Below are 21,359 nucleotides of genomic sequence, written 5' to 3'. Positions count from 1 at the left end.
GAGACGGGATGACCACGAGAACGGTGGAGGCCAACGGCTTCAGGTTCGCGGTTGACGAGGCTGGCGAGGGCGATCGTCTCGCGCTGTGCCTGCACGGCTTTCCCGAGAGCCGGTTCTCGTGGCGGCATCAGCTCCCGTTGCTGGCGGATCTGGGCTACCGCGCCTGGGCGCCGGACCTGCGGGGCTATGGCGACACCGAGCCGAAGCCGCAGGACGTGGCCAGCTATCGCATCGAACGCCTGTTGGAGGACGTCGCCGCCCTGATCGACGCCAGCGGCGCGCGCGAAGTGACGCTCTTGGCCCACGACTGGGGCGCGCTGGTGGCCTGGACCTTCGCGACGCAGAAGGTGCGGCTGCTGGAGCGGCTGGTGATCATGAACGTGCCGCACCCGGCGGTGTTCGGCGCGGTGATCAAGCGGTCGGCCGCCCAGCGGCGGCGGTCCTGGTACGTGGGCTTCTTCCAGATTCCGTGGCTGCCGGAGCGGATGATGACGGCGGGCCGAGCGAGGGCGATCCGCCGGGCCTTTCACGGCATGGCCATCGACAAGAGCCGCTTTCCGCCCGCGGTGCTGGACCACTACGCGGCCAACGCGCTGAAGCCCGGCGCCATGCGGGCGATGATCAACTGGTATCGCGCCGCGGTGCGCTATCGGCTGCAGGATCGCGACTGGCCGAAGATCACGACGCCGACGCTGATCGTCTGGGGCGAGGAGGACGCCGCGCTGGGGCTGGAAACCCTCGACGGCACGGATGCTTACGTCGAGAACCTCACGATCCGCCGGTTGCCGGGCGTCTCGCACTGGGTGCAGCAGGAAGCGCCCGAGCAGGTGAACGCCATCCTGCGCGAGTGGCTTGTCGGACCGCGTTAGGCGCCGAGGAGACGGGCCGCTCGGGGTGCGAAGTACGTGATGACGCCCGAGGCGCCCGCGCGCTTAAAGGCGCCCAGGCTCTCCAGGATCGCGCGCTCTTCGTCCAGCCAGCCGTTCTGGGCGGCGGCCATCAGCATCGCGTACTCGCCCGACACCTGGAATGCGAAGGTCGGCATCTGGAAGGCGTCGACCACCTGGCGGACGATGTCGAGGTAGGGCATTCCCGGCTTGACCATGACCATGTCCGCGCCCTCGGCGATGTCGAGAGCCACCTCGCGCAGCGCCTCGGCGTGGTTGGCGGCGTCCATCTGGTAGGTCTTCTTGTCGCCCGGGTTGTCGACCGAGCCCGTGCCGAGCTTCCCGGAGCCGATGGCGTCACGGTAGGGGCCGTAGAAGGCCGAGGCGTACTTGGCCGCATAGGACATGATCATCACGTCCTGAAGCCCCTCGGCCTCAAGGGCGGTGCGCAGGGCGCCGACGCGGCCGTCCATCATGTCGGAGGGGGCGAGGATATCGCAGCCGGCCTTGGCCTGGACGAGCGCCTGCCGGACCAGGGCCTCGATGGTCGCGTCGTTGAGGATGCGGCCGTTCTCGATGAGGCCGTCGTGGCCGTGGTCGGTGAAGGGATCGAGGGCCACGTCGCACATGATGCCGACTTCGGGCGCGGCGTCCTTCATGGCCTTCACGGCGTTGCAGACCACGCCGTTCGGATCGTGGGCCAGCGAGCCGGAGGCGTCCTTCTTGGCGCCGTCGATGTGCGGGAAGACCGCGATGGCGGGAATGCCCAGGGCCTTGGCCTCCTTGGCGGCCTTGGCGGCGTCCTTCACCGAGAGGCGGTTCACACCCGGCATCGAGGCCACGCGGATCTCGCCCTCGCCCTCGTGGACCACCATCGACCAGATGAGATCGGCCGGCGTCAGCACGGTTTCGCGGACCAGGCGGCGGGTCCAGTCGGCCTGGCGCAGGCGGCGCAGGCGGAGCGCGGGGTAGGCGGCGAGGGGAGCTTTCGTCATCGGCCGCGCTTTGGACCCGGACGGGCGGCGAGGCAAGAGCCTCTTGCCGTGCTAAGGGCTTAGCTTCGGAGGGGAGCCCGACATGACCTTGAGCTATGACCTCTACTGGTCCTTCCGTTCGCCATACTCGTACATGGTGACGCCCCGGCTGCTGGCGCTCGAGGCGGAGCACGACGTGCTCTGCAACGTGCGGCCGGTCTATCCGCTGGCGGTGCGGACGCCCGAGTTCTTCGACAACCAGGACCCGCTGTGGCTGCGCTACTTCATGGTCGACGTGTTCCGGGAGGCCGCGTTCCTGGGCCTGCCGTTCCGCTGGCCCCGGCCCGACCCGGTGCAGCGGGGTCCCGACGGCGACTACCGCGTGCCGCAGCCCTACATCCACCGGCTGACCCACCTGGGCGTGGCGGCGGCGGAGCGGGGCCGGGGCCTGCCATTCCTCGCCGAGGTGAGCCGCGTGATCTGGAGCGGCGAGGTGGAGGGCTGGCACGAGGGCGACCACTTGGCCAGGGCGACGGAGCGCGCCGGACTGGACTGGGACGAACTCGCCGCGTCGGTCGATGCCGACCCGGCGCGGTTTGCGGCCATCGTCGAGCAGAACCAGGCCGACCAGCGCGCCGCCGGCCACTGGGGCGTGCCAATGATGGTGTTCGGCGGCGAGCCGTTCTTCGGCCAGGACCGCTTCGACCAGCTCGTCTGGCGGATGAAGGCCCAAGGCCTGCAACGCCGGCTGACCCAAGGGCCGGATTGACACCACGGCGGCCCCTGAGCGAACTCCGGGGCCATGGATTTCAACCTGACGGACGACCAGCGGGCCATCGAGGACGCCGCGCGCGCCTTCGCCGCCGCTGAGCTCTCGCCCCATTCGGCGAGATGGGACGAGGAGAAGCACTTTCCGGTCGACGTGCTGCGCAAGGCGGCCGAGCTGGGTTTCGCGGGCCTCTATGTGCGTGAAGACGTCGGCGGCTCGGGGCTGTCGCGGCTGGACGCCTCGATCGTCTTCGAACAGCTATCGTACGGCGACGTGGCGACGGCGGCGTTCATCTCGATCCACAACATGGCGTCGTGGATGATCGACCGGTTCGGCTCGGAGGAGCTGCGGCGGCGCTATCTGCCGAGGCTCTGCACGATGGAGCTGATCGCCTCGTACTGCCTGACCGAGCCGGGCTCCGGCTCGGACGCGGCGGCGATGAAGACGACGGCGCGGAAGGACGGCGAGCACTACGTCCTGAACGGCTCGAAGGCGTTCATCTCCGGCGCCGGGACCTCGGACGTCTACGTCGTGATGGCGCGGACTGGCGGCGAGGGCGCCAAGGGCGTGTCGGCCTTCGTGGTCGAGAAGGACACGCCTGGCCTGTCGTTCGGGGCGCAGGAGCGGAAGATGGGATGGAACGCCCAGCCGACCGCCCAGGTGAACTTCGACGACTGTCGCGTCCCCGCGCAGAACCGGATCGGCGAGGAGGGCGAGGGCTTCAGGTTCGCCATGGCGGGCCTGGACGGCGGCCGGATCAACATCGCCTCCTGCAGTCTCGGCGGGGCGGCGTTGGCGCTGGACACGGCGCGGGAATATTTGAGCAGCCGCAAGCAGTTCGGCCAGGCTCTTAAGGAATTCCAGGGGCTGCAGTGGCGGCTGGCCGACATGGCCACCGAGCTGGAGGCGGCGCGGCTGATGGTGCGGCGCGCGGCGCACGCCCTCGACAACAAGGACCTGAAGGCGACGCAGTACTGCGCCATGGCCAAGCGCTTCGCCACCGACGGCGGCTTCGAGGTCGCCAACCAGGCGCTGCAGCTGCATGGCGGCTACGGCTACCTGAGGGATTTCCCGCTGGAGCGGATCGTGCGCGACCTGCGGGTCCACCAGATCCTCGAAGGCACCAACGAGATCATGCGGGTGATCATCGCCCGGGAGCTGTTGCGCGGATGAGCGAGCCTGAAGTCATCACCCGCGTGGAGGGCCGTGTCGGCCGCATCACCCTGAACCGGCCGCAGGCGCTGCACGCGCTGACGACGCGGATGTGCCGCGACATCACCGCCGCCTTGCTGGCCTGGAAGGACGATCCGGCGGTCGAGCTCGTCCTGCTGGACCACTCGGGAGAGCGGGGCTTCTGCGCCGGCGGCGACATCCGCATGCTGGCCGAGAGCGGGCAGGGCGATGGCGCGGCGGCGCGCGAGTTCTTCCACACCGAGTACCGGCTGAACGACCTCTTGTTCCGCTATCCGAAGCCGACGATCGCGATCATGGACGGCGTCACCATGGGCGGCGGCGTGGGGCTGTCGCGGCCCTGCCGCTTCCGGGTGGCGACCGAGCGGACCACCTTCGCCATGCCGGAAACCGGGATCGGCCTGTTTCCGGACGTCGGCGGCGGCTGGTACCTGAGCCGGATGCCCGAGCACATCGGCCTGTGGCTGGCGCTGACGGGGGCGCGGATCAAGGCGGCGGACTGCGAGCTGATCGGGGTCGCGACCGACTATGTGGAGAGCGGGCGGGTAGCCGAACTGAAGGCCGTGATCGTGGCCGATCCCGCGAAGGCCGAGACGCTGCTGACCGAGTTCGAGGCCGATCCCGGCCGTCCGCCGCTGGCCCAGCATCAGGACGAGATCGCCAGGCTGTTCGGGCAGCCCAGCGTCGAGGCGATCCTCTCGGCGCTGGAGGCGGCCGGCACAGACTGGGCCGCCGAACAGCTGAAGGTGATGGCGACCAAGTCGCCGCAGACCCTGAAGGTGGCCTTCCGCCAGCTCCAACTCGGGGCGGCGGCGCAGACCTTCGCCGAGAACATGGCCACCGAGTACCGCATCGGCGCGCGCGTGGTTCAGAAGCACGACTTCATCGAAGGCGTTCGGGCGGTGATCGTCGAGAAGGACAACGCCCCGAAGTGGAGCCCCGCCACGGTGGAGGGCGTCACCGAGGCGATGCTGGACGAGATCTTCGCCCCCCTGCCGGCCGATCAGGAATGGACGCCGCTTCCGGAGCTTTCCCAATGACGCGTATTGCCTTCATCGGCCTCGGCAACATGGGCGGCGGGATGGCCGCCAACCAGGCTAAGGCGGGCCGCGAGGTCATGGCGTTCGACCTGTCCGCCGCGGCGCTGGACAAGGCGGCGGGCGCGGGCTGCGCCAAGGCCGCCTCGGTGGCCGAGGCCGTGAAAGACGCCGACGCCGTCGTCACCATGCTGCCGGCCGGTCCGCACGTGCGGCAGGTCTATGCCGAGCAGGTGTTCCCGAACGCTCCGAAGACCGCGCTCCTGATCGATTGCTCCACGATCGACGTGGAGAGCGCCCGGGCGGTGGCCAAGCAAGCCAAGGACCTGGGCTTCCGATTCGCCGACGCGCCGGTCTCAGGCGGGACGGCGGCGGCCGAGGCCGGCACGCTGGCCTTCATGGTGGGCTGCGACGAGGCCGACTTCGCCGAAGTGGAGGCCGTCATCGCCCCGATGAGCCGGGCGACCATCCGGGCCGGCGACCATGGCGCGGGGCAGGCGGCCAAGATCTGCAACAACATGGTCCTGGGCGTCTCGATGATCGGGGTCTGCGAAGCCCTCGCGCTCGCCGAGAAGCTGGGCCTGGACCCCGTGAAGTTCCACGAGATCAGCTCGCAGTCGTCGGGCCAGTGCTGGAGCCTGACGAGCTATTGCCCCTGGCCGGGACCGGTGCCGACGGCGCCCTCGAACCGCAACTACGAGGGCGGCTTCGCCACGGCGATGATGCTGAAGGACCTCAAGCTCGCGCAGGAGGCCGCGGCCAAGGCCGGTGCGGCGACGCCGCTGGGGGCCAGCGCCGAGGGGCTCTACGCGCTGTTCGACCGGCTGGGCGGCGGCGGCAAGGACTTCTCGGCGATTCTCGAGATGCTGCGGGGCAAGCTGCCGGCCTGACGACTACATCGACGCGCCGTCGAACGGGATGATCTTGACCCTCGAGAGGTCCAGATCCTCGGCGCAACGCAGGTTGATCATCGCCATGCGGGCGCCGCGCACCTCGCCCTCGGCGAAGACGGTGCAGCCGCAGGTGTTGCAGTGATGGTGCTGCACCACGTGCTTGTTGAACCGGTAGGTGGCCAGCGCGCCCGGCGCGGCCTCGACCGTCAGATCGTCGCGGGACATCGCCGAAAGGATCGTGCCCTTGCGCCGGCAGATCGAGCAGTTGCACTCGATCGCCTCGGCAGGGACTTCCACGGCGGCGTCGGCGACGACGGCGCCGCAATGACAGCTCAGGCGGATGGACATCGACTTCTCCCGTTGACCTGAATCAAGGACGTACCACGCCGCGGAGACAGACACTGCGGCTCATGAAATCTGCGCGGTCGGTCACGAAACCTGAGCGGCTGCGACGTCCGAGTTTATGGACTTTGTGAAATCCCGGCGCCAAAAGGCAGTCGTATTCAAGGGGCCGGCGCTTCGCAGCGACACGCCGGGACAAGTCGATGGATTACAGGTCTGCTTTCCGCACCGCTCTGGAGAACATCCGGTCCGAGGGCCGGTACCGCGTGTTCGCGGACCTGAAGCGACACCGCGGCGAGTTTCCCCGGGCCACCTGGACCCGGGCCGACGGCTCGGAGACCGAGGTCACCGTCTGGTGCTCGAACGACTACCTGGGCCAGGGCCAGAACCCCGTGGTGCTCGACGCCATGCACAAGGCGATCGAGGAAGCCGGCGCCGGCTCGGGCGGCACGCGCAACATCTCGGGGACCACGCACTATCACGTCGAGCTGGAGCGTGAGCTCGCCGACCTGCACGGCAAGGAATCGGCGCTGCTGTTCACGTCGGGCTACGTCTCGAACGAGGCGACGCTCTCGACGCTCTACAAGATCCTGCCCGGCCTGCAGGTCTTCTCGGACGAGCTGAACCACAATTCGATGATCTCCGGGATCCGGGCGGGCAAGCGCGAGCAGCGCCACGTCTTCCGGCACAACGACCTGGAGCACCTGGAGAGCCTGCTCGCGGCGGCCGATCCCAGCGCGCCCAAGCTGATCGCCTTCGAGAGCGTCTATTCGATGGACGGCGACATCGCCGACATCGCCGGCACCATCGCCCTGGCCCGCAAGTACGGCGCGATGACCTACATCGACGAGGTCCACGCGGTCGGCATGTACGGTCCTCGCGGCGCCGGCGTCGCCGAGCGCGACGGGCTGATGGGCGAGATCGACATCATCGAAGGCACGCTGGGCAAGGCGTTCGGCGTCATGGGCGGCTACATCGCCGCCGATGCGGTGATCGTCGACGCCATCCGCAGCTACGCCGACGGCTTCATCTTCACGACCTCGCTGCCGCCGGCGCTCGCCGCCGGCGCCGCGGCCTCGATCCGCTATCTCAAGGCGCACAACGAGGTCCGCGAGGCGCACCAGGAGCGGGCGGCGACCCTGAAGGCGCGCCTGGCCAAGGCCGGCCTGCCGGTGATGCCGTCGGTCAGCCACATCGTGCCGGTGCTGGTCGGCGACCCGGTGCACTGCAAGATGATCTCGGACATCCTGCTGGAAGAGCACGGCATCTACGTCCAGCCGATCAACTACCCGACCGTGCCGCGCGGCACCGAGCGGCTGCGGTTCACGCCCTCGCCCGCGCATACGGACGAGATGATGGACAAGCTGGCCCACGCGCTGGAAGCGCTCTGGGTCCACTGCAACATCAAGCGCGTCGGCGGCGTCGCGGCCTAGGGGACGGCTCCCCCGGGTGAGGCCCCCCAGTAGCGGACGAAGATCGCGTCCGTGCGGGTGATCACGCCGTCTGTGGAGACGCCGTTCAGGCCGAGCTCCCCGGCCGCCATCGGGTCGTCGCGGCGCCTGCAGGATTCGGGATGAACAGGAGACCAGCGCCCTGGCCCCAACGGCCGCCGCTGAGCTGGCCCGCGACGTTCAACGTCAGCTCCGCTGAGGGGGGCGCCTCAAGCATGGTCTCGGCGCCTGTCGCGGTCGTGAGGCCGGTGAACTGGCCAAGACCGACCGGCGCCGAATAGGCCGCGCCCTCAAGGTCGTAGTATGCCATGACCGGCAGCACGAGGAACGACGTCGCGCCAAGCCGCGGCGCGTCGGCCCCGTTCAGGAGCGGGCGCGGCGGCGAGGACGCAGGCGCAGCGCCTAGGCCCGACACCGCGGCGGTGGCCCAGGCGGTGGTCAGCGCATCCTCGTACCCGCTCAGCAGGGGGCTGAGGGTCGTGGTCTTGTCGATCTCGACGCTGAGGGAATAGTCGAAGGCTGAGACCGGAGGCTGGGGCGGCGGCGGCAGGCCGACCATGGCGGTTCTGCCGGCCAGCGACATCGGCTGTGCGGCAAGCGTTGGCGGGGGGCCGCTCTGCGGCTCGTTCGGCGACGCTGGCGGCAGTTTCGGCGTGCTGTTTGAGTTCGTGTCGGTGGGGCACGTCCCGACCACCCACGCATAGCCTGGCAGAACGGAGTAACGGACCGCCGGCGCCGCCGCGAACTGGACCCGCCCCACGCGGAAGCTCAGGACCCGCCCGAGGGTCTGGCGCGGCTGATTTCCCGTCGCCGGAGCACTGGCGAGGAGGTTGGCCGCCTGCACGTCCAGGCTCTGGTGCAGGGTGGGCAGATAGACCGGCTGCGCCTGGGCTGTACGGCCGCCGGCGTACACGGCGGCCACGGCGAGGACGGCGGCAAGCGTGCGCAACACGCGGGACATGGGCCCTCCGGAGCGAACGGCGACGAAACAAGCGTCACCATAGGGGCGGCGCGGCCGCGGGCCAAGCTGCGTCGGTTCCAGCCACGGCGAGGAACCGGCGATGCGGAACGTGGGCTTGCTCGCCGTGGCGTTAGCGCGCGGGCGTGGTGATCGGAAGCTTGTCCAGCAGATCGGCGCGGGAGAGGCGGCGGGCGAGCTCGTCGAGCTGGGCGGCCTCGGGCGTCTCGGTGCGCGCGAGGGCGGCCACCGCGTCTGCGAGACGGCGGTCGTGACGCTCGGCGAGCAGGCTGTCGTCCGAGTTCGCCGGTTGGCCCGTCTCGTTCGCCCGACGGGGGGTAAGCAGGACGAGGACGTTGTGGCGCGTGCTGCGCCGGGTCTTCTGCGCCAGGAACAGGTTGGCGCCAGGCACGCGCCCGAGCACAGGGACCTCGCTGCCGATCCGACCGTCTTCGCGTTCGACCAGGCCGGAGAGCACAAGCGTCTCGCCAAAGCGGATGCGGACATTGGCGGTGACGGTGTTGGTCGTGGTCTGGATGCCCTGATCGACCTGGGCGTCCACCTCCGCCTCGAGGAAGGAGCGTCCGGCGTTCACGGCCAGGAGCATCTCGTCGTCGGACAGGAAGGTCGGCGTGACGGCCAGTGAAACGCCGATCACCTTTTCCTGGAGCGTGCCGGAGTACTGGCCTATCACCGGCACCGCGATGGTCGAGCCCGAGAAGAACAGGGACGGCGTGCGGTCCAGCGCCACCAGCGACGGCTTGGCCAGGACATCGGCCTGCGCCGAACGGTCTTCCAGGATGTTCATCAGGTAGGTGAGCCCGCCATCGGGCAGCGAGACCGTCAGGAAGTTGTTGTTCGCGGGCTCGGTCCCGGTGGGCCGCTCCTCCGCGACCCGGAGGCGGCCGCGCGCGACGAGCTGAAGCGTTGAGAGGAGGTTCACGCCGCGGACGTCGGCGAGCTCGTCCACCTGCCGCACGATCACCGCCTCGATAACGGCCATGGGCGGTTGCGGGGTGTCGGCGCAGGGACCGGCCAGCGGCTGCAGAGGCTGGGGCGAGATCGGGGTCGTCCCGGCGCCGCCGGACACGGATTGACCGAACGTGCTGCTCGTCAGCGCCGCGCTGGCCGCGGCGCGGGCGGCGGCCGCAATGGGATCGCAGCTGCGCCAGTCAGAGGTCAGCATGGCCCCTGAGGTCGTCGGCGCTACGGACGGCCAGGGCAGGGTTCCGGCCTGCGGCGCCGGCGCGCCGGCGACCGGCGAAGGCGCGGCGACCTGGAGCTTGGGCGGCGGCAGCGCTGCGGCAAGACGGGCGCCTTGGCGCCATGCGGCGACATCGCGGGTCACGGACGCGGCGAGAGCCGGGTCAAGGCCGCTCAGCCGTCCCTGCAGCGAGGCGGCGTCCGGCGCCTCCAGGACGCCCGCGGCCATGGCCGCCGCCGCGACTTCCCGTGCGCCGCCCGACAGGCTGGCGCCCCGACGTCCTGCCCAAAGCGCGACGGTCAGGTCGCCGCTGCGAAGGGCGGCGAGCGAGAGATCGGCGAACGCCGCACCGTCGTCCGGCTGCAGCGAGACGTATTCCCCAAACAGCTGGCTGGCGAGGCTGGCGCGGCCTACGGCGGCGTAGAGACGGCCGAGTTCCAGCCGTGCGGAGGAGAGGCTCGGGTCCAGCTGGAGCGCGAATTCGAACGCCGCGGCGGCCGGTCGCCAGTCGGCCGTGCGGTGCGTGAGGTACTCGTTCGTGAGCAGCCGGCCGTGCCGCAGGTGCAACCCGGCGTCCTGCGGGCGGCTGCGGAGCTGTGTGACGATGTCGGCCCGGTCGCGCGCGGCCTCGGGCTCGCGCCGGCGGCCGACGGACCATTCGACGATCGACGGGCTGGCCCGAGCTGGCCCGGCGGCGGCGAGCGCACCCAAGGCCAGGCACGCCGCGCCGAGTGCGGCGCGGGCGGCCCGGCGCTTGCCGTACACAGGCTGCATGGACGCTTTCCCCCCGGACGACACCCGGCGGAATAGCGGCGTGCGCCGCGTTGAAAGTCAAGATTTTGGCGGTGGCGCGACGGCGCTCAGAAGACGTCGGTCACCCGGCAGACCGCGCTCCAGCCGCCCCTGAAGGTGGCGAGCTGGACGACGGCGATCTCGTGCACCACGCCGCGGCTCTCGACCGTAAAGAGGTCGCCCAGTCTCGGCGTCAGCGGGTCGACGGACCAGATCGCCACCTCGCGGCGGGTGTCCAGCTCCTCGTCGAGGATCTCATAGCCGCTCTCGCTGAACGGCCGCAGGGCTGGATCGGTCGTGACCCGGGGCATCGTCATTTCCTCCGTCGGACGCCGCGTCCGAGTCCGATCTTCTTGGCGAAGTCGGAGCGGCGGGCGGCATAGGCCGGCGCGACCATGGGATAGTCCGGCGGCAGGCCCCAGCGCCTGCGATATTCATCGGGACTCATATCGTAGCGGGACCGCAGGTACCGCTTGAGCATCTTGAGCTTCTTCCCGTCCTCGAGGCAGACGATGTAGTCGTGCTGGACGGACCGGCCGATCGAGACGGCGGGCTTGGGCCGCTCCTCCGCCACCGGCGCGACCGGGCCGCGGGTGAGCTGCTCGAGGGTGTGATGGACCGTCCGGATGATGTCCGGCACGGCTTCCGCCGAAACCGCGTTACGGCTGACGTAGGCGGCGACGATGCCCGCGCCAAGGCGCAGGATGTCTTCTCCCGACGGAGCCCCGGTGTCGGGTCCAACGCTCATAGATGCCCCTTCTTCCACGCTGCACTGGGAGACCGGAGGCGCGCGCCTGCACCCCGGCCTGAACCGACAACGCCGCACGATCGGGTTTGTTCCCGCCTTTCGGGCGGTTGGAACCGGCGCGCCAAGAGAGTAAAGAACCCGCTCCGCCGCCACCGGACTCATCCAGCCCCAGAGAGGCCCGCCCTTGAACGTGCACGTGCAATCGCAAGCCCAGACGGACGAGTTCTTCGGAAAGGGCGTGGGCCAAGCGGACCCGGACGTGGCCGCCATCCTGAACGGCGAACTGAGGCGCCAACAGGAGCAGATCGAGCTGATCGCCTCGGAGAACATCGTCTCCAAGGCGGTGCTGGACGCCCAGGGCAGCGTGCTGACGAACAAGTACGCGGAAGGCTACCCGGGCAAGCGCTACTACGGCGGTTGCGAGGTGGTCGACGAGGTCGAGACCATCGCCATCGAGCGCGCCAAGCAACTGTTCGGCTGCGAGTTCGCCAACGTCCAGCCGCACTCGGGAAGCCAGGCCAACCAGGCGGTCTTCATGGCCACCATGAAGCCCGGCGACGTGTTCATGGGCATGAACCTGGACCACGGCGGTCACCTGACGCACGGCAAGAGCGTCAACCAGTCGGGCAAGTGGTTCCAGCCGGTGGCCTACGGCGTGCGCGCCCAGGATCACCTGATCGACTACGACGAGGCCTATGAGGTCGCGAAGGCCAACAACCCGAAGGTGATCATCGCCGGCGGCTCGGCCTATTCGCGCCAGATCGACTTCAAGAAGTTCCGCGAGATCGCCGACGAGGTGGATGCGGTGCTGATGTGCGACGTGGCCCACTACGCCGGCCTGATCGCGGCGGGGGAGTACCCGAACCCGTTCCCGCACGCCCACATCGTGACGACGACCACGCACAAGACCCTGCGCGGCCCGCGTGGCGGCCTGGTGATGACCAACGACAAGAAGCTGGCCAAGAAGATCGACAGCGCCGTCTTTCCGGGGCTGCAGGGCGGCCCGCTGATGCACGTGATCGCCGCCAAGGCGGTGGCGTTCGGCGAGGCGCTGCAGCCCGAGTTCAAGACCTACGCCAAGCAGGTCATCGAGAACGCGCGTGCGCTGGCCGACAGCCTGCAGAGCGTCGGCTTCAAGATCGTCTCCAACGGCACCGACAGCCACCTGATGCTGGTCGACCTGACGCCGAAGAACGTCTCGGGCGCGCAGGCCGAGGTGGCGCTGGAGCGCGCCGGGATCACCACCAACAAGAACTCGATCCCGGGCGACCCGCTGCCGCCGATGCAGACCTCGGGACTGCGGGTGGGTTCGCCCGCCGGCACCACGCGGGGTTTCGGCGTCGAGGAGTTCCGCCAGATCGGCCGCTGGATCGGCGAGGTGCTGGACGCGGTCTCGACCGGCGAGGATTCCAGCCACGTCGAGCAGAAGGTGCGGGGCGAGGTTCTGGCGCTGACGAAGCGCTTCCCCATCTACTCCTAATAGCGTTAAGTGGCCGCGTAGGGGGCTAGATATGCGCTGCCCGTTCTGTGGCCACGACGAAACCCAGGTAAAGGACAGCCGCCCGTCGGAAGACGGGGCGGCGATCCGCAGGCGCCGGCTCTGCCCGCAGTGCGAGGGTCGGTTCACCACCTTCGAGCGGGTGCAGCTGCGTGAGCTGACGATCGTGAAGCGGTCGGGGCGGCGCTCGCCCTTTGATCGGGACAAGCTGGCGCGTTCGCTGGCGATCGCCTTGCGCAAGCGCCCGGTGGAGCCCGAGCGCGTCGAGCGGATGATCTCGGTGATCGTGCGCCAGCTTGAGAGCATGGGCGAGACCGAGATCTCGTCGTCGGCCGTCGGCGAGCTGGTGATGAAGCAGCTCAAGCAGCTCGATGACGTGGCCTATGTCCGCTACGCCTCGGTCTACCGTGACTTCAAGGAGACCGAGGATTTCGCCCGCTTCCTGGGCGAAGAGGGGCTCAGCGAAGCGGTCGACGAAGGCCGCTAGGGGGGGCGGGACGCCGGCCGGGTTCGCGGCTCCGGCCGACGTCCCTGGCCAGTCCTCCGGCGACGCTCTCGCGGAACGCCGCCGGGCTTCGGCCTAGCAGAAGATCGGCGCGACCTCCTCGAGCCGGGCGCGGCCGGCCGGGCTGACTTCGCCGAGCGCCTTCAGGAAGCCCTGGTTGACCAGCGCCGAACCCAGGAAGGTCCAGCGCTGGGCCTGGTGCTGCTGGCCCAGGAACCGCACGCGCTGCGCCTCAGTGAGGCGGCGCCCGATGACCGATTCCAGCGCCGCGAGATCGAGCTTCACCTGCTCGCCCAGGCCGCTGTCGATGAACGCGCCGATCTGCAGAAACTCGTCGACGGCCTGCATGACGCCGTCGGGGCCCGCCTTCTCGGCAAGCTCGTAGAAGACGAGGGCGTCGAGCTTCGCGTGCTGGGACTCCTCCATCCAATGATGCTTGAGGAGACTCTTGAACTGCGGGTCGAGGCCTTCCTCGTCCTGGACGCTTTCCAGCCAGTGCTGCTGGGTGGCCCACTCGATGGCCAGCACGAAGAGCGCGACGGCGAGCTTGCCGTGGCTGCGGATCATGGCGCCGATGTCCTCGGCCGGGCCGATCACGGCGCACGGGACGTCGAAGCCTTCGGCGAACGCCTTCCGGAACTGCACGAAGAGCTCGATGTGCTTGGCTTCCTCCGCGGCGAAGTTCTGGAGGGCGGCCGACCGGTGCGGGTCCTGGCCAGGCTTCGACGGCACGTGCGCCTCGATGGCGGGCAGGATGCAGCGCTCCACCAGCTCGAACATGGCCAGATAGCCGAAGCCGCGGATCTGATTCAGCTTCAGCCGTTCGGCGGCGCCCAGGAAGTCTAGCTCGGCCGTGCGGGCGAAGCTCTCGGGCATGAAGGGCTTGGAAAAGTCCATCGGCTTGTCGGGACCGATGATGTCCTCCACGCGCCAGTTCACGCGCTTGGAGATCTCGAGCAGGCGCTCGTAGCTGTGGCCTTGGATCATGTGTCTTCTCCTGGCGCGGCCGCGCGCGCCCACCGGGCGCACGCCGCGACGGGGAGCCGGCCGCCGCTAGTTGTTGGCGGTTGTCGGGTCGATGATCTGTGGCACCTCGGTGATCCGGTTCACCGGGAAGCCGCTGAGCTCGGCGTGGGCATGGATCGTGTCCTCGCCGTCGGCGAGGTAGATGCAGTACGTCCGGTCCCCGGCCACGTAGCTGTGCTGCCACTGGATGGTCCCGCCGATCTTCTCGATCGCCTGGTTCGAGGCGCGCGCCACCCCGCACAGTTCGACAATGGACATGCCGCCTATGCCGGGGACTTCCCGCTCGACCAGGAAACGTCTGAGTTGGCCCATGGCGCCGCCTCCCACATCTCCATCGATGGCTGCAGTGTCGCGTCGCTCGCCGAACGCCGCAATCTAAACAATCTGGCCATCGCTAAAGGTTTTGCTTAGTGACGAGGGATGGTGGCGCCGACATATCTCCGTTCGCTCCAGGCGCTGGAGCTGGCCGTCCGGAAGGGCTCGTTCGTGGCGGCGGGCGAGGCGCTGGGGATTACGCCGGCGGCCGTGGGCCAGCGGGTGAAGGCGCTGGAAGACTATCTGGGCGTCGAACTGCTGACCCGCGGCCGCTCAGGTCTGCGGCCGGGACCGGGGCTGCTGCCGGCCATGGGCCATCTGAACCGCGCGTTCGAGGAACTGGCGGCGGCGGCGCGTGAGCTGGAACTGCAGCGGGGTCACGAGCTGCACCTGGCGGCGGCCTCCGACTTCGTCGATCTGTGGCTGAGACCTCGTCTCGAGAGCTTCCGCGCGGCGCACCCGAACATCCTCTTCAACATCAACGGCGAGGGCGACGCGCCCCACCGGCTGGGCCGCGTGGACTGCGAGATCAGCTTCGGGCCGCCCCGCGACGCGCCGAACACCGACCTGCTGTTCCGCGACTATGTGGCTCCGGTGACCTCGCCCGAGAACGTGGCGCGCACCTCGGTCATCCCGCGCGAGATACGGTTGGAAGGCTTCCCGCTGGTCCATCTCGACTTCTACAAGGACGACCCCGCGGGCTTGTCGTGGCCCGACTGGGTGGCGGCGCACGGCGTGCAGCGCAGCGGGCCCGAGCGGGGCATGCGCTTCCGACGGATCACGGCGGCGCTCGACGCGATCGCCGCGGACGCGGGCGTGACGCTGTGCGGGCTGGCGCTGATCGGCGACCGGCTGGACGCGGGCGAGATCGGCCTGCCTTACCCGATCTCCAACGGCCGCTGGAGCGCCCACGGCTTCTACGCGCGGTTCCGGGCCGACGTCGAGGGGCGGCGGCCGGTGCAGCGGTTCCGCGACTGGCTTCTCGAGGAGGCGAGGGCCACGCGGAGCTGGCTGACGGGCGCGGTGGGGGCGGCGCCCGACTAGCGGCGGACGCCTTGTGGCGCGGCGTCTTTCCCGCCATGAACGCCGGCGAATGAGCATCACCCTGAAGCTGGCGACGTCTCTGGACGGACGCATCGCCACCGGCGGCGGCGAGAGCCGCTGGATCACCGGCGAGCCAGCGCGCCGGGCCGTCCACCAGCTGCGCGCCGAACACGACGCCGTCCTGGTCGGCATCGAGACGGCGCTGGCCGACGATCCGGAGCTGACGGTGCGGCTGCCCGGCTGGAACGGCCACCAGCCGGCCCGCGTCGTGCTGGACAGCCGCCAGCGGCTGACGCCCGACTGCAAGCTGGTGAAGACGGCGCGCGATACCCCGACCTATGTGGTGGCGACCACGCCGCCGGAGCCTGCGCTGGTCGAGGCGGGCGTCCGCGTGCTGGGCGTGCGAGCCGTGGGCGAGGACCGGCCGGAGCTGAAGACGGTCGTGCAAGCCCTTGCCGGAGAAGGTCTTTCCCGGATTTTCGTCGAAGGCGGCGGGCAGGTGGCGGCGAGCTTCCTGCGCTGCGGCCTGGTCGATCGTCTGGAGTGGTTCCGCGCGCCGATCGTCATCGGCGGCGAGGGCCGACCGGGCGTCGGCGCCTTGGCCGTTGCGGCGCTGATCGATGCGCCCCATTTCCGGCGGGTGGAAGTCCGCGAGGTCGGCGACGACCTCTGGGAACGTTACGAGAGGGTCTAGTCCGCATGTTCACCGGCATCGTCACCGACGTGGGGCGCGTGCGCGCCGTGCGCGACACCGAACGCGACCGCCGGTTCGAGATCGAGACGGCCTTCGACACCACCGGCATCGACATCGGCGCCTCGGTCAGCCACGCCGGCTGCTGCCTGACGGTCGTCGAGACGGGGCCGGGCTGGTTCGCGGTCGAGGTGTCGGGCGAGACGCTGTCGAAGACGACGCTGGACCAGTGGCGCGAGGGCCGTCGGGTGAACCTGGAGCGCGCCGCCCGCGTCGGCGACGAGCTGGGCGGCCACATCGTATCGGGCCATGTCGACGGCGTGGGCGAGGTCGTGAGCGTGGCGGAGGAGGGCGGCTCGCACCGCGTCAGCATCCGCGCGCCTCGGCCGCTGCACCGCTACATCGCGCCCAAGGGGTCCATCGCCGTCGAGGGCGTGTCGCTGACGGTGAACGAGGTTGAGGACGACGTCTTCGGCGTGAACCTGATCCCACACACCTGGGACGTGACCACGCTGGGCGAGCTGAAGCCGGGCTCGCGGGTGAACCTGGAGATCGACATGCTCGCCAGGTATCTCGCACGATGGCGCGAAACCGCCTAAAGGGGCGGTCATGAGCGATCAACCCCTCCGCATCCTCATCGTCGAGGCCCGGTTCTACGACGATCTTGCCGACGCCCTGCTGGAAGGCGCGACAGACGCGCTGAAGGCCTATGGCGCGGAATACGACGTCGTCACCGTGCCTGGCGCGCTGGAGATTCCAGGCGCGATCGCCATGGCCGAGGACGCCGGCCGCGGCCCCGGCGGCGTGTCGTACGACGCCTACGTGGCCCTGGGCTGCGTTATCCGCGGCGAAACCTATCATTTCGAGATCGTCTCGAACGAGAGCGCGCGCGGGATCATGGACCTGACCACGGGCAAGCGCCTGTGCATCGGCAACGGCATCCTGACGACCGAGGATGAGGAGCAGGCCTGGGCGCGGGCGCGGATCAGCGAAGGCGACAAGGGCGGCGGCGCGGCGCGCGCGGCCCTGGCCATGGCCGCGCTGAAGCAGCAGCTCACGGCGGGCGGCCGATGAGCGGCGCCAAGCAATCCCGTTCGGTGGCGCGGCTGGCCGCCGTGCAGGCGCTCTACCAGATGGAGGTCTCCTCCGTCGGCGTCGAGGCGGTGATCCGCGAGTTCATGGACCATCGGTTCGATCGCGACGTCGAGGGCGAGACCCTGGCGACGGCGGACGAGGCGTTCTTCGCCGAGCTGGTCCGGGGCGTCGTGCGCGAGCAGAAGGCGATCGACGCAGCGATCGTGAAGCGGCTGGCGACCGGCTGGCGGCTGGAGCGGCTGGACGCCACGGTGCGGGCCATCCTGCGTTCGGGCGCCTTCGAGCTGAAGCACCGGCCGGACGTGCCTACCGAAGTGGCCATCGACGAGTACGTCGAGCTCACCAAGAGCTTCTTCGAGGGGCCTGAGCCCGGCTTCGTGAACGGGGCGCTGGACGGCGTCGCCCGCGATGTCCGGCCCAACTGAGCGCGGCCTGGACGAGTTCGGCGAGATCGCGCGGCTGTTCCGGCCGCTGACGCAGGGCTACCCCGGCGCCTTCCAGCTCAAGGACGACGCGGCCGCCATCCCGCAGCGGGCCGGCCACGACCTGGTGGTGACCAAGGACGCCGTGGTCGAGGGCGTCCACTTCCCCGTGGCGGAGGCGCCAGACCTCGTGGCGCGCAAGCTGGTGCGGGCCAACCTTTCGGACCTGGCGGCCAAGGCGGCCGAGCCGTTCGGCTGCCTGCTGGCGGTGGCCTGGTCCACGGGCTTTTCCACCCGCGACCGGGAGCGGTTCGTCCAGGGCCTCGCCTCGGACCTGGAGCATTACAAGGTGGCCCTGCTGGGTGGCGACACGGTGGCCACGCCCGGGCCGTTCACCGCCAGCCTGACGGCGTTCGGCTGGGTCCCGGAGGGGCGGATGGTGCGCCGCGCCGGCGCACGGCCGGGCGACAAGCTGCTGGTCAGCGGCACCATCGGGGATGCGACGCTGGGGCTTGCGGCGGTGAAGGGCGAAATCGCGGACGCCGATGGGGCGCTCGTCTATCGCTACCGGTTGCCGGAACCGCGCCTCGATCTGCGCCGGGCGCTGCGGGAGAAGGCGACGGCGGCGGCGGACGTCTCGGACGGGCTGGTGGCCGATGCGGGCCATATCGCCGAGGCGAGCGAGGTCGGCGTTCGGCTGGACCTGGACGCGCTTCCGCTGTCCCGGGCGGCGGCGAGCTGGCTGGAGCGACAGGGCGACGTGGCCGGCGCGCTCGTGCGGCTGGCCACCGGCGGCGACGACTATGAGGTCGTGTGCACCATGCCGGCGGCGCTGAAGAAGCCGGCGGGGTTCACCGTCATCGGCGAGGTGGTGGAAGGCGAGGGCGTCGAAGTGCGCGCCGCGGGCCGGGCGGTAGACGCCGGCGCCGGCGGATGGCGCCATATGTGAGCCGCCGGAACCGGCGTCGGCCCCGCGGGTTGCTGGCCGATGCGGCCTGTCTCCCGATCCTCGGTCCCCGTCGCGTTGCTGTCCGTCGGGACCGCGCGGGCGCCCTACGACCTCGACCAGGAGGACGTCGCTCAGGCGGCGCAGGTCCTGTTCGAGCCGCGTTTCCCTCAGTTCCGTCGCCTCGCGCCGGTTTTCCGGAGCGCCGGGATCCGCACGCGGCAGGCGGTGCGGCCTATGGAATGGTACCTCGAGCCCCGCGACTGGCCGCAGCGGATGGAAGCCTATGCCGAGGGCGCGGTGGCGCTGTTCGTGGCGGCGGCCGACGCCGCCCTGGCCGAGGCCGGGCTGACCGGACCCGACATCGACATCATCGTTACGGTGTCCTCGACCGGCGTCGCCACCCCCAGTCTGGAAGCCCGGGCCATGGGGCGGATGCGATTCCGACCCGACGCGGTCCGCATCCCCGTCTTCGGCGTGGGCTGCGCCGGCGGAGCCATGGGCCTTGCCCTGGCGTCGCGCCTAGCGGCGGCCTCGCCCGAAGCCAATGTGCTGCTCGTCGCGGTGGAGGTCTGCACCACGGCGTTCCGGACCGAGCAGGTGGACAAGGCCGACATCGTCGCCACGGCGCTCTTCGGCGACGGCGCCGCGGCCGTCGTGCTGCGGGCCGGGGAGGGTGGATTCGCCCAGGTGCGGAGCCATGCCGAGCATACCTGGCCGGACACCCTCGACATCATGGGCTGGCGGATCGATCGCGACGGCCTGGGCGTGGTATTCGCCCAATCCATTCCGCCTTTCGCGCGCGAGCACCTGCGGCCGGCCATGGACGACATGCTGGAGCGGCAGGACCTCGACGTCGGCGGCGTCGGCCGCTTCATCTGCCATCCAGGCGGCGCGAAGGTGATCGAGGCGCTGGAGAGCGCGCTGGAGCTGGGCCAGGGCGATCTCGACCACGAACGGGCCGTGCTGGCGGATCACGGCAACATGTCGTCGCCGACGGTGCTCTACGTGCTGGACCGCGCGCGCCGGACGGGGCTGCCGCCGCGGTCGGTCGTCACGGCGCTTGGGCCGGGCTTCACCTGCAGCACGGTGGCGATCGCCGCATGACGGGCTCCATCCTTCTGCTGGTCTTCGTCACGGCCCAGCGGCTCGGGGAACTGGTCTACGCCAGGCGGAACACGCGCCGCTTGATAGCGCAGGGCGGCGTGGAGAGCGGAGCGCGACACTACCCGCTGATCGTCGGGCTGCACGCCGCCTGGCTGATCGGGTTGTGGCTGCTGGCCTGGGACCGGCCGATGCACGCCGGCTGGCTGGCGGCCTACCTGGCGCTGCAGGGCCTCCGAGTGTGGACGCTGGCTTCCCTGGGGTCCCGCTGGACGACGCGGATCGTCACAGTGCCGGGCGAGACGCTGGTGCGTCGGGGGCCGTACAGGTTCCTGCCGCATCCAAACTACCTGGTCGTCGCAGGCGAGATCGCCGTGCTGCCGCTGGTGTTCGGGCTGTGGGGCTACGCCCTGGCGTTCTCGATCCTCAACGCGGCGGTGCTGTGGATCCGGATCCGTGCGGAGAACCGCGCGCTCGGCATGGACGCGGCCGGCGCTAGACGAACTCGAAGCGGACGGCCGAACGGCCGAAATCGAGCGCCACCTGTTCGAACTGGGTGAGCAGGTCCATGCCCAAGACGAGCGCAGGCTTAGTCTGCAGGTCCCAGATCTTGAAGACGTGGGTGTCGGCATAGGTCACCTGGACGTTGCCCAGGTGCAGGCCGCCCAGGCGCAGGAACGGCAGGAACACCGTCTCGCCGTGGAAGACTTCGCCGGCCAGGGACTCCATGCGGACGGACTGCGGCGGCTCGGTCTTGCCGCGGCGCGTTTCGGATGCGCGGACGAGGTCGCGCAGGGGGCCGTTGCAGAGCGTGCCCTGGGCGCCGGAATCGATGATGGCGCTGATCGGCGCGCCGTTCAGGTCCGCGTCGATGATGGTGAGCTGACCGTGCTTGCGGCGGGCGGGCACGACCACCACGCGTCCCGGATGCGGATGGTCGGACTTCGATTTGGTGATCTCGATCTGGTTCTTCTTGAAGTCCAGGACCAGCCGCTGGCCGGTCAGCCAGTCGACGCCGAGGATACCGTCCACGCCGGGGCCCTTGATCGGCAAGGACGGGGCCTCGACCCGCTTCCGCGCGCGCTTGCCCACGGTGAGCTCGTCGATCACCACGCTGGGCCTCTCGCGGACGCCGACAATGGTGTGCACCCGTGTGGGGCGACCCGGCTGGAGCGCGAGCTGGTCGGCCAGAGCATTGGCCACGCAGCTGACGTTCGCGCCGGTGTCGAGCACGAACTGGTAGGGACCCTGGCCGTTGATCCGCACTGGGGCCATCATGTGCGTGAAGCGGTCCTGGCCGGCGGCGAGCTGCTCGTCGGGTTCGCCCGGCGCCAGTTCGTGCGGCGCGGGCGCGGCCGGCGTGGCGACATCCTGCGCGAGCGCGTGTCTCAGCGGCGCCGCAGCGGCGCCGGCGGTCAGCAGGCCCATGGCGGCCTGGCGTCTGGTCGGAGACATGGCTCCGATTCC

At 70.0% G+C, this 21,359-nt stretch carries 25 protein-coding genes; 16 read left to right on the top strand and 9 right to left on the bottom strand.

Going from position 1 to position 21,359, the window contains the following annotated elements; all coding sequences use genetic code 11:
• Window positions 1–8 precede the first annotated feature (8 nt).
• The gene (locus ACO2Q0_RS21265; RefSeq protein ID WP_423353524.1) at window positions 9–869 is read left to right on the top strand and encodes an alpha/beta fold hydrolase; all 861 of its coding nucleotides are present in this window, start codon (window positions 9–11) and stop codon (window positions 867–869) included.
• Here ACO2Q0_RS21265 and hemB read toward each other — a convergent pair.
• Window positions 866–1,882 carry a porphobilinogen synthase gene (gene hemB, locus ACO2Q0_RS21260; protein ID WP_423353523.1) on the bottom strand — a complete coding sequence of 339 codons (1,017 nt, stop codon included), beginning with the start codon at window positions 1,880–1,882 and terminating at the stop codon, window positions 866–868. The two genes, ACO2Q0_RS21265 and hemB, sit on opposite strands and share 4 nt — an antisense overlap.
• Window positions 1,883–1,964: 82 nt before the next feature.
• Here hemB and ACO2Q0_RS21255 point away from each other — a divergent pair, with 82 nt between their 5' ends.
• Genes ACO2Q0_RS21255 through mmsB form a run of 4 tightly spaced genes read left to right on the top strand, consistent with a single transcriptional unit; the run spans window position 1,965 to window position 5,748 of the window.
• Window positions 1,965–2,630, top strand: a complete 666-nt coding sequence (locus tag ACO2Q0_RS21255) for a 2-hydroxychromene-2-carboxylate isomerase (protein WP_423353522.1) — start codon at window positions 1,965–1,967, stop codon at window positions 2,628–2,630.
• 33 nt (window positions 2,631–2,663) lie between these two features.
• Window positions 2,664–3,803: an isobutyryl-CoA dehydrogenase gene (locus ACO2Q0_RS21250; protein WP_423353521.1), complete on the top strand. Its 1,140-nt coding sequence runs from the start codon at window positions 2,664–2,666 to the stop codon at window positions 3,801–3,803.
• On the top strand, window positions 3,800–4,861 hold the full coding sequence (locus ACO2Q0_RS21245) for an enoyl-CoA hydratase/isomerase family protein (protein WP_423353520.1): 1,062 nt from the start codon (window positions 3,800–3,802) through the stop codon (window positions 4,859–4,861). The genes ACO2Q0_RS21250 and ACO2Q0_RS21245 overlap by 4 nt, the downstream gene beginning before the upstream one ends.
• A complete protein-coding gene (gene mmsB / locus ACO2Q0_RS21240; protein WP_423353519.1) occupies window positions 4,858–5,748 on the top strand; it encodes a 3-hydroxyisobutyrate dehydrogenase in 891 nt (296 codons plus the stop codon). Before ACO2Q0_RS21245 ends, mmsB begins: the two co-directional genes overlap by 4 nt.
• Before the next feature lie 3 nt (window positions 5,749–5,751).
• Here the strand turns inward: mmsB and ACO2Q0_RS21235 are convergent, their stop codons facing one another.
• The gene (locus ACO2Q0_RS21235) at window positions 5,752–6,099 is read right to left on the bottom strand and encodes a GFA family protein (protein WP_423353518.1); all 348 of its coding nucleotides are present in this window, start codon (window positions 6,097–6,099) and stop codon (window positions 5,752–5,754) included.
• Window positions 6,100–6,296: 197 nt separating this feature from the next.
• Between ACO2Q0_RS21235 and hemA the strand changes: the two genes are divergently transcribed.
• Complete coding sequence (gene hemA, locus ACO2Q0_RS21230; protein WP_423353517.1) at window positions 6,297–7,526, top strand: 5-aminolevulinate synthase; 1,230 nt, start codon at window positions 6,297–6,299, stop codon at window positions 7,524–7,526.
• An 85-nt stretch (window positions 7,527–7,611) separates the two neighbouring features.
• On the opposite strand, the gene ACO2Q0_RS21225 is transcribed toward hemA, so the two are convergent.
• From ACO2Q0_RS21225 to ACO2Q0_RS21210, 4 genes are all read right to left on the bottom strand, one after another.
• Complete coding sequence (locus ACO2Q0_RS21225; protein ID WP_423353516.1) at window positions 7,612–8,505, bottom strand: hypothetical protein; 894 nt, start codon at window positions 8,503–8,505, stop codon at window positions 7,612–7,614.
• Between the two features lie 130 nt (window positions 8,506–8,635).
• A complete protein-coding gene (locus ACO2Q0_RS21220; RefSeq protein WP_423353515.1) occupies window positions 8,636–10,480 on the bottom strand; it encodes a hypothetical protein in 1,845 nt (614 codons plus the stop codon).
• 86 nt (window positions 10,481–10,566) lie between these two features.
• Window positions 10,567–10,809, bottom strand: a complete 243-nt coding sequence (locus ACO2Q0_RS21215; RefSeq protein ID WP_423353514.1) for a hypothetical protein — start codon at window positions 10,807–10,809, stop codon at window positions 10,567–10,569.
• 2 nt (window positions 10,810–10,811) lie between these two features.
• On the bottom strand, window positions 10,812–11,246 hold the full coding sequence (locus ACO2Q0_RS21210; protein ID WP_423353513.1) for a MucR family transcriptional regulator: 435 nt from the start codon (window positions 11,244–11,246) through the stop codon (window positions 10,812–10,814).
• Between the two features lie 190 nt (window positions 11,247–11,436).
• Here ACO2Q0_RS21210 and glyA point away from each other — a divergent pair, with 190 nt between their 5' ends.
• Both glyA and nrdR read left to right on the top strand, forming a co-directional pair.
• Window positions 11,437–12,726, top strand: coding sequence for a serine hydroxymethyltransferase (glyA, locus tag ACO2Q0_RS21205; protein ID WP_423353543.1), 1,290 nt, complete (start codon window positions 11,437–11,439; stop codon window positions 12,724–12,726).
• Window positions 12,727–12,757: 31 nt separating this feature from the next.
• Entirely contained in the window at window positions 12,758–13,231 is a 474-nt protein-coding gene (gene nrdR / locus ACO2Q0_RS21200; protein WP_423353512.1) for a transcriptional regulator NrdR, read from the top strand.
• Between the two features lie 93 nt (window positions 13,232–13,324).
• Here nrdR and ACO2Q0_RS21195 read toward each other — a convergent pair whose 3' ends face one another.
• Both ACO2Q0_RS21195 and ACO2Q0_RS21190 read right to left on the bottom strand, forming a co-directional pair.
• A complete protein-coding gene (locus tag ACO2Q0_RS21195) occupies window positions 13,325–14,236 on the bottom strand; it encodes a hypothetical protein (protein WP_423353511.1) in 912 nt (303 codons plus the stop codon).
• A 66-nt stretch (window positions 14,237–14,302) separates the two neighbouring features.
• On the bottom strand, window positions 14,303–14,587 hold the full coding sequence (locus ACO2Q0_RS21190; RefSeq protein WP_423353510.1) for a DUF4242 domain-containing protein: 285 nt from the start codon (window positions 14,585–14,587) through the stop codon (window positions 14,303–14,305).
• Window positions 14,588–14,695: 108 nt separating this feature from the next.
• On the opposite strand from ACO2Q0_RS21190, the gene ACO2Q0_RS21185 reads away from it, so the two are divergent.
• From ACO2Q0_RS21185 to ACO2Q0_RS21150, 8 genes are read left to right on the top strand one after another with little or no spacing between them, the layout of a single operon-like run.
• Entirely contained in the window at window positions 14,696–15,634 is a 939-nt protein-coding gene (locus ACO2Q0_RS21185) for a LysR substrate-binding domain-containing protein (protein WP_423353509.1), read from the top strand.
• A gap of 49 nt (window positions 15,635–15,683) precedes the next feature.
• Window positions 15,684–16,328: a RibD family protein gene (locus ACO2Q0_RS21180; RefSeq protein WP_423353508.1), complete on the top strand. Its 645-nt coding sequence runs from the start codon at window positions 15,684–15,686 to the stop codon at window positions 16,326–16,328.
• 5 nt (window positions 16,329–16,333) lie between these two features.
• Complete coding sequence (locus ACO2Q0_RS21175) at window positions 16,334–16,924, top strand: riboflavin synthase (protein ID WP_423353507.1); 591 nt, start codon at window positions 16,334–16,336, stop codon at window positions 16,922–16,924.
• A 10-nt stretch (window positions 16,925–16,934) separates the two neighbouring features.
• Window positions 16,935–17,399 (top strand): 6,7-dimethyl-8-ribityllumazine synthase, encoded by a 465-nt coding sequence (gene ribH, locus ACO2Q0_RS21170; RefSeq protein WP_423353506.1) that lies wholly within the window; start codon window positions 16,935–16,937, stop codon window positions 17,397–17,399.
• On the top strand, window positions 17,396–17,845 hold the full coding sequence (nusB, locus tag ACO2Q0_RS21165) for a transcription antitermination factor NusB (RefSeq protein WP_423353505.1): 450 nt from the start codon (window positions 17,396–17,398) through the stop codon (window positions 17,843–17,845). The genes ribH and nusB overlap by 4 nt, the downstream gene beginning before the upstream one ends.
• On the top strand, window positions 17,829–18,791 hold the full coding sequence (gene thiL, locus ACO2Q0_RS21160) for a thiamine-phosphate kinase (RefSeq protein ID WP_423353504.1): 963 nt from the start codon (window positions 17,829–17,831) through the stop codon (window positions 18,789–18,791). Before nusB ends, thiL begins: the two co-directional genes overlap by 17 nt.
• A gap of 39 nt (window positions 18,792–18,830) precedes the next feature.
• Window positions 18,831–19,895, top strand: a complete 1,065-nt coding sequence (locus ACO2Q0_RS21155) for a type III polyketide synthase (RefSeq protein WP_423353503.1) — start codon at window positions 18,831–18,833, stop codon at window positions 19,893–19,895.
• Entirely contained in the window at window positions 19,892–20,452 is a 561-nt protein-coding gene (locus ACO2Q0_RS21150; protein ID WP_423353502.1) for an isoprenylcysteine carboxyl methyltransferase family protein, read from the top strand. Before ACO2Q0_RS21155 ends, ACO2Q0_RS21150 begins: the two co-directional genes overlap by 4 nt.
• On the opposite strand, the gene ACO2Q0_RS21145 is transcribed toward ACO2Q0_RS21150, so the two are convergent.
• Window positions 20,388–21,347, bottom strand: coding sequence for a retroviral-like aspartic protease family protein (locus ACO2Q0_RS21145; protein ID WP_423353501.1), 960 nt, complete (start codon window positions 21,345–21,347; stop codon window positions 20,388–20,390). The genes ACO2Q0_RS21150 and ACO2Q0_RS21145 overlap by 65 nt on opposite strands.
• Between the last annotated feature and the right edge of the window lie 12 nt (window positions 21,348–21,359).

The organism is Phenylobacterium sp. VNQ135 (assembly GCF_049445735.1).
In the GTDB taxonomy this organism is placed as follows: Bacteria; Pseudomonadota; Alphaproteobacteria; order Caulobacterales; family Caulobacteraceae; genus Phenylobacterium.
This window is presented reverse-complemented; position numbering and strand designations above follow the sequence as displayed.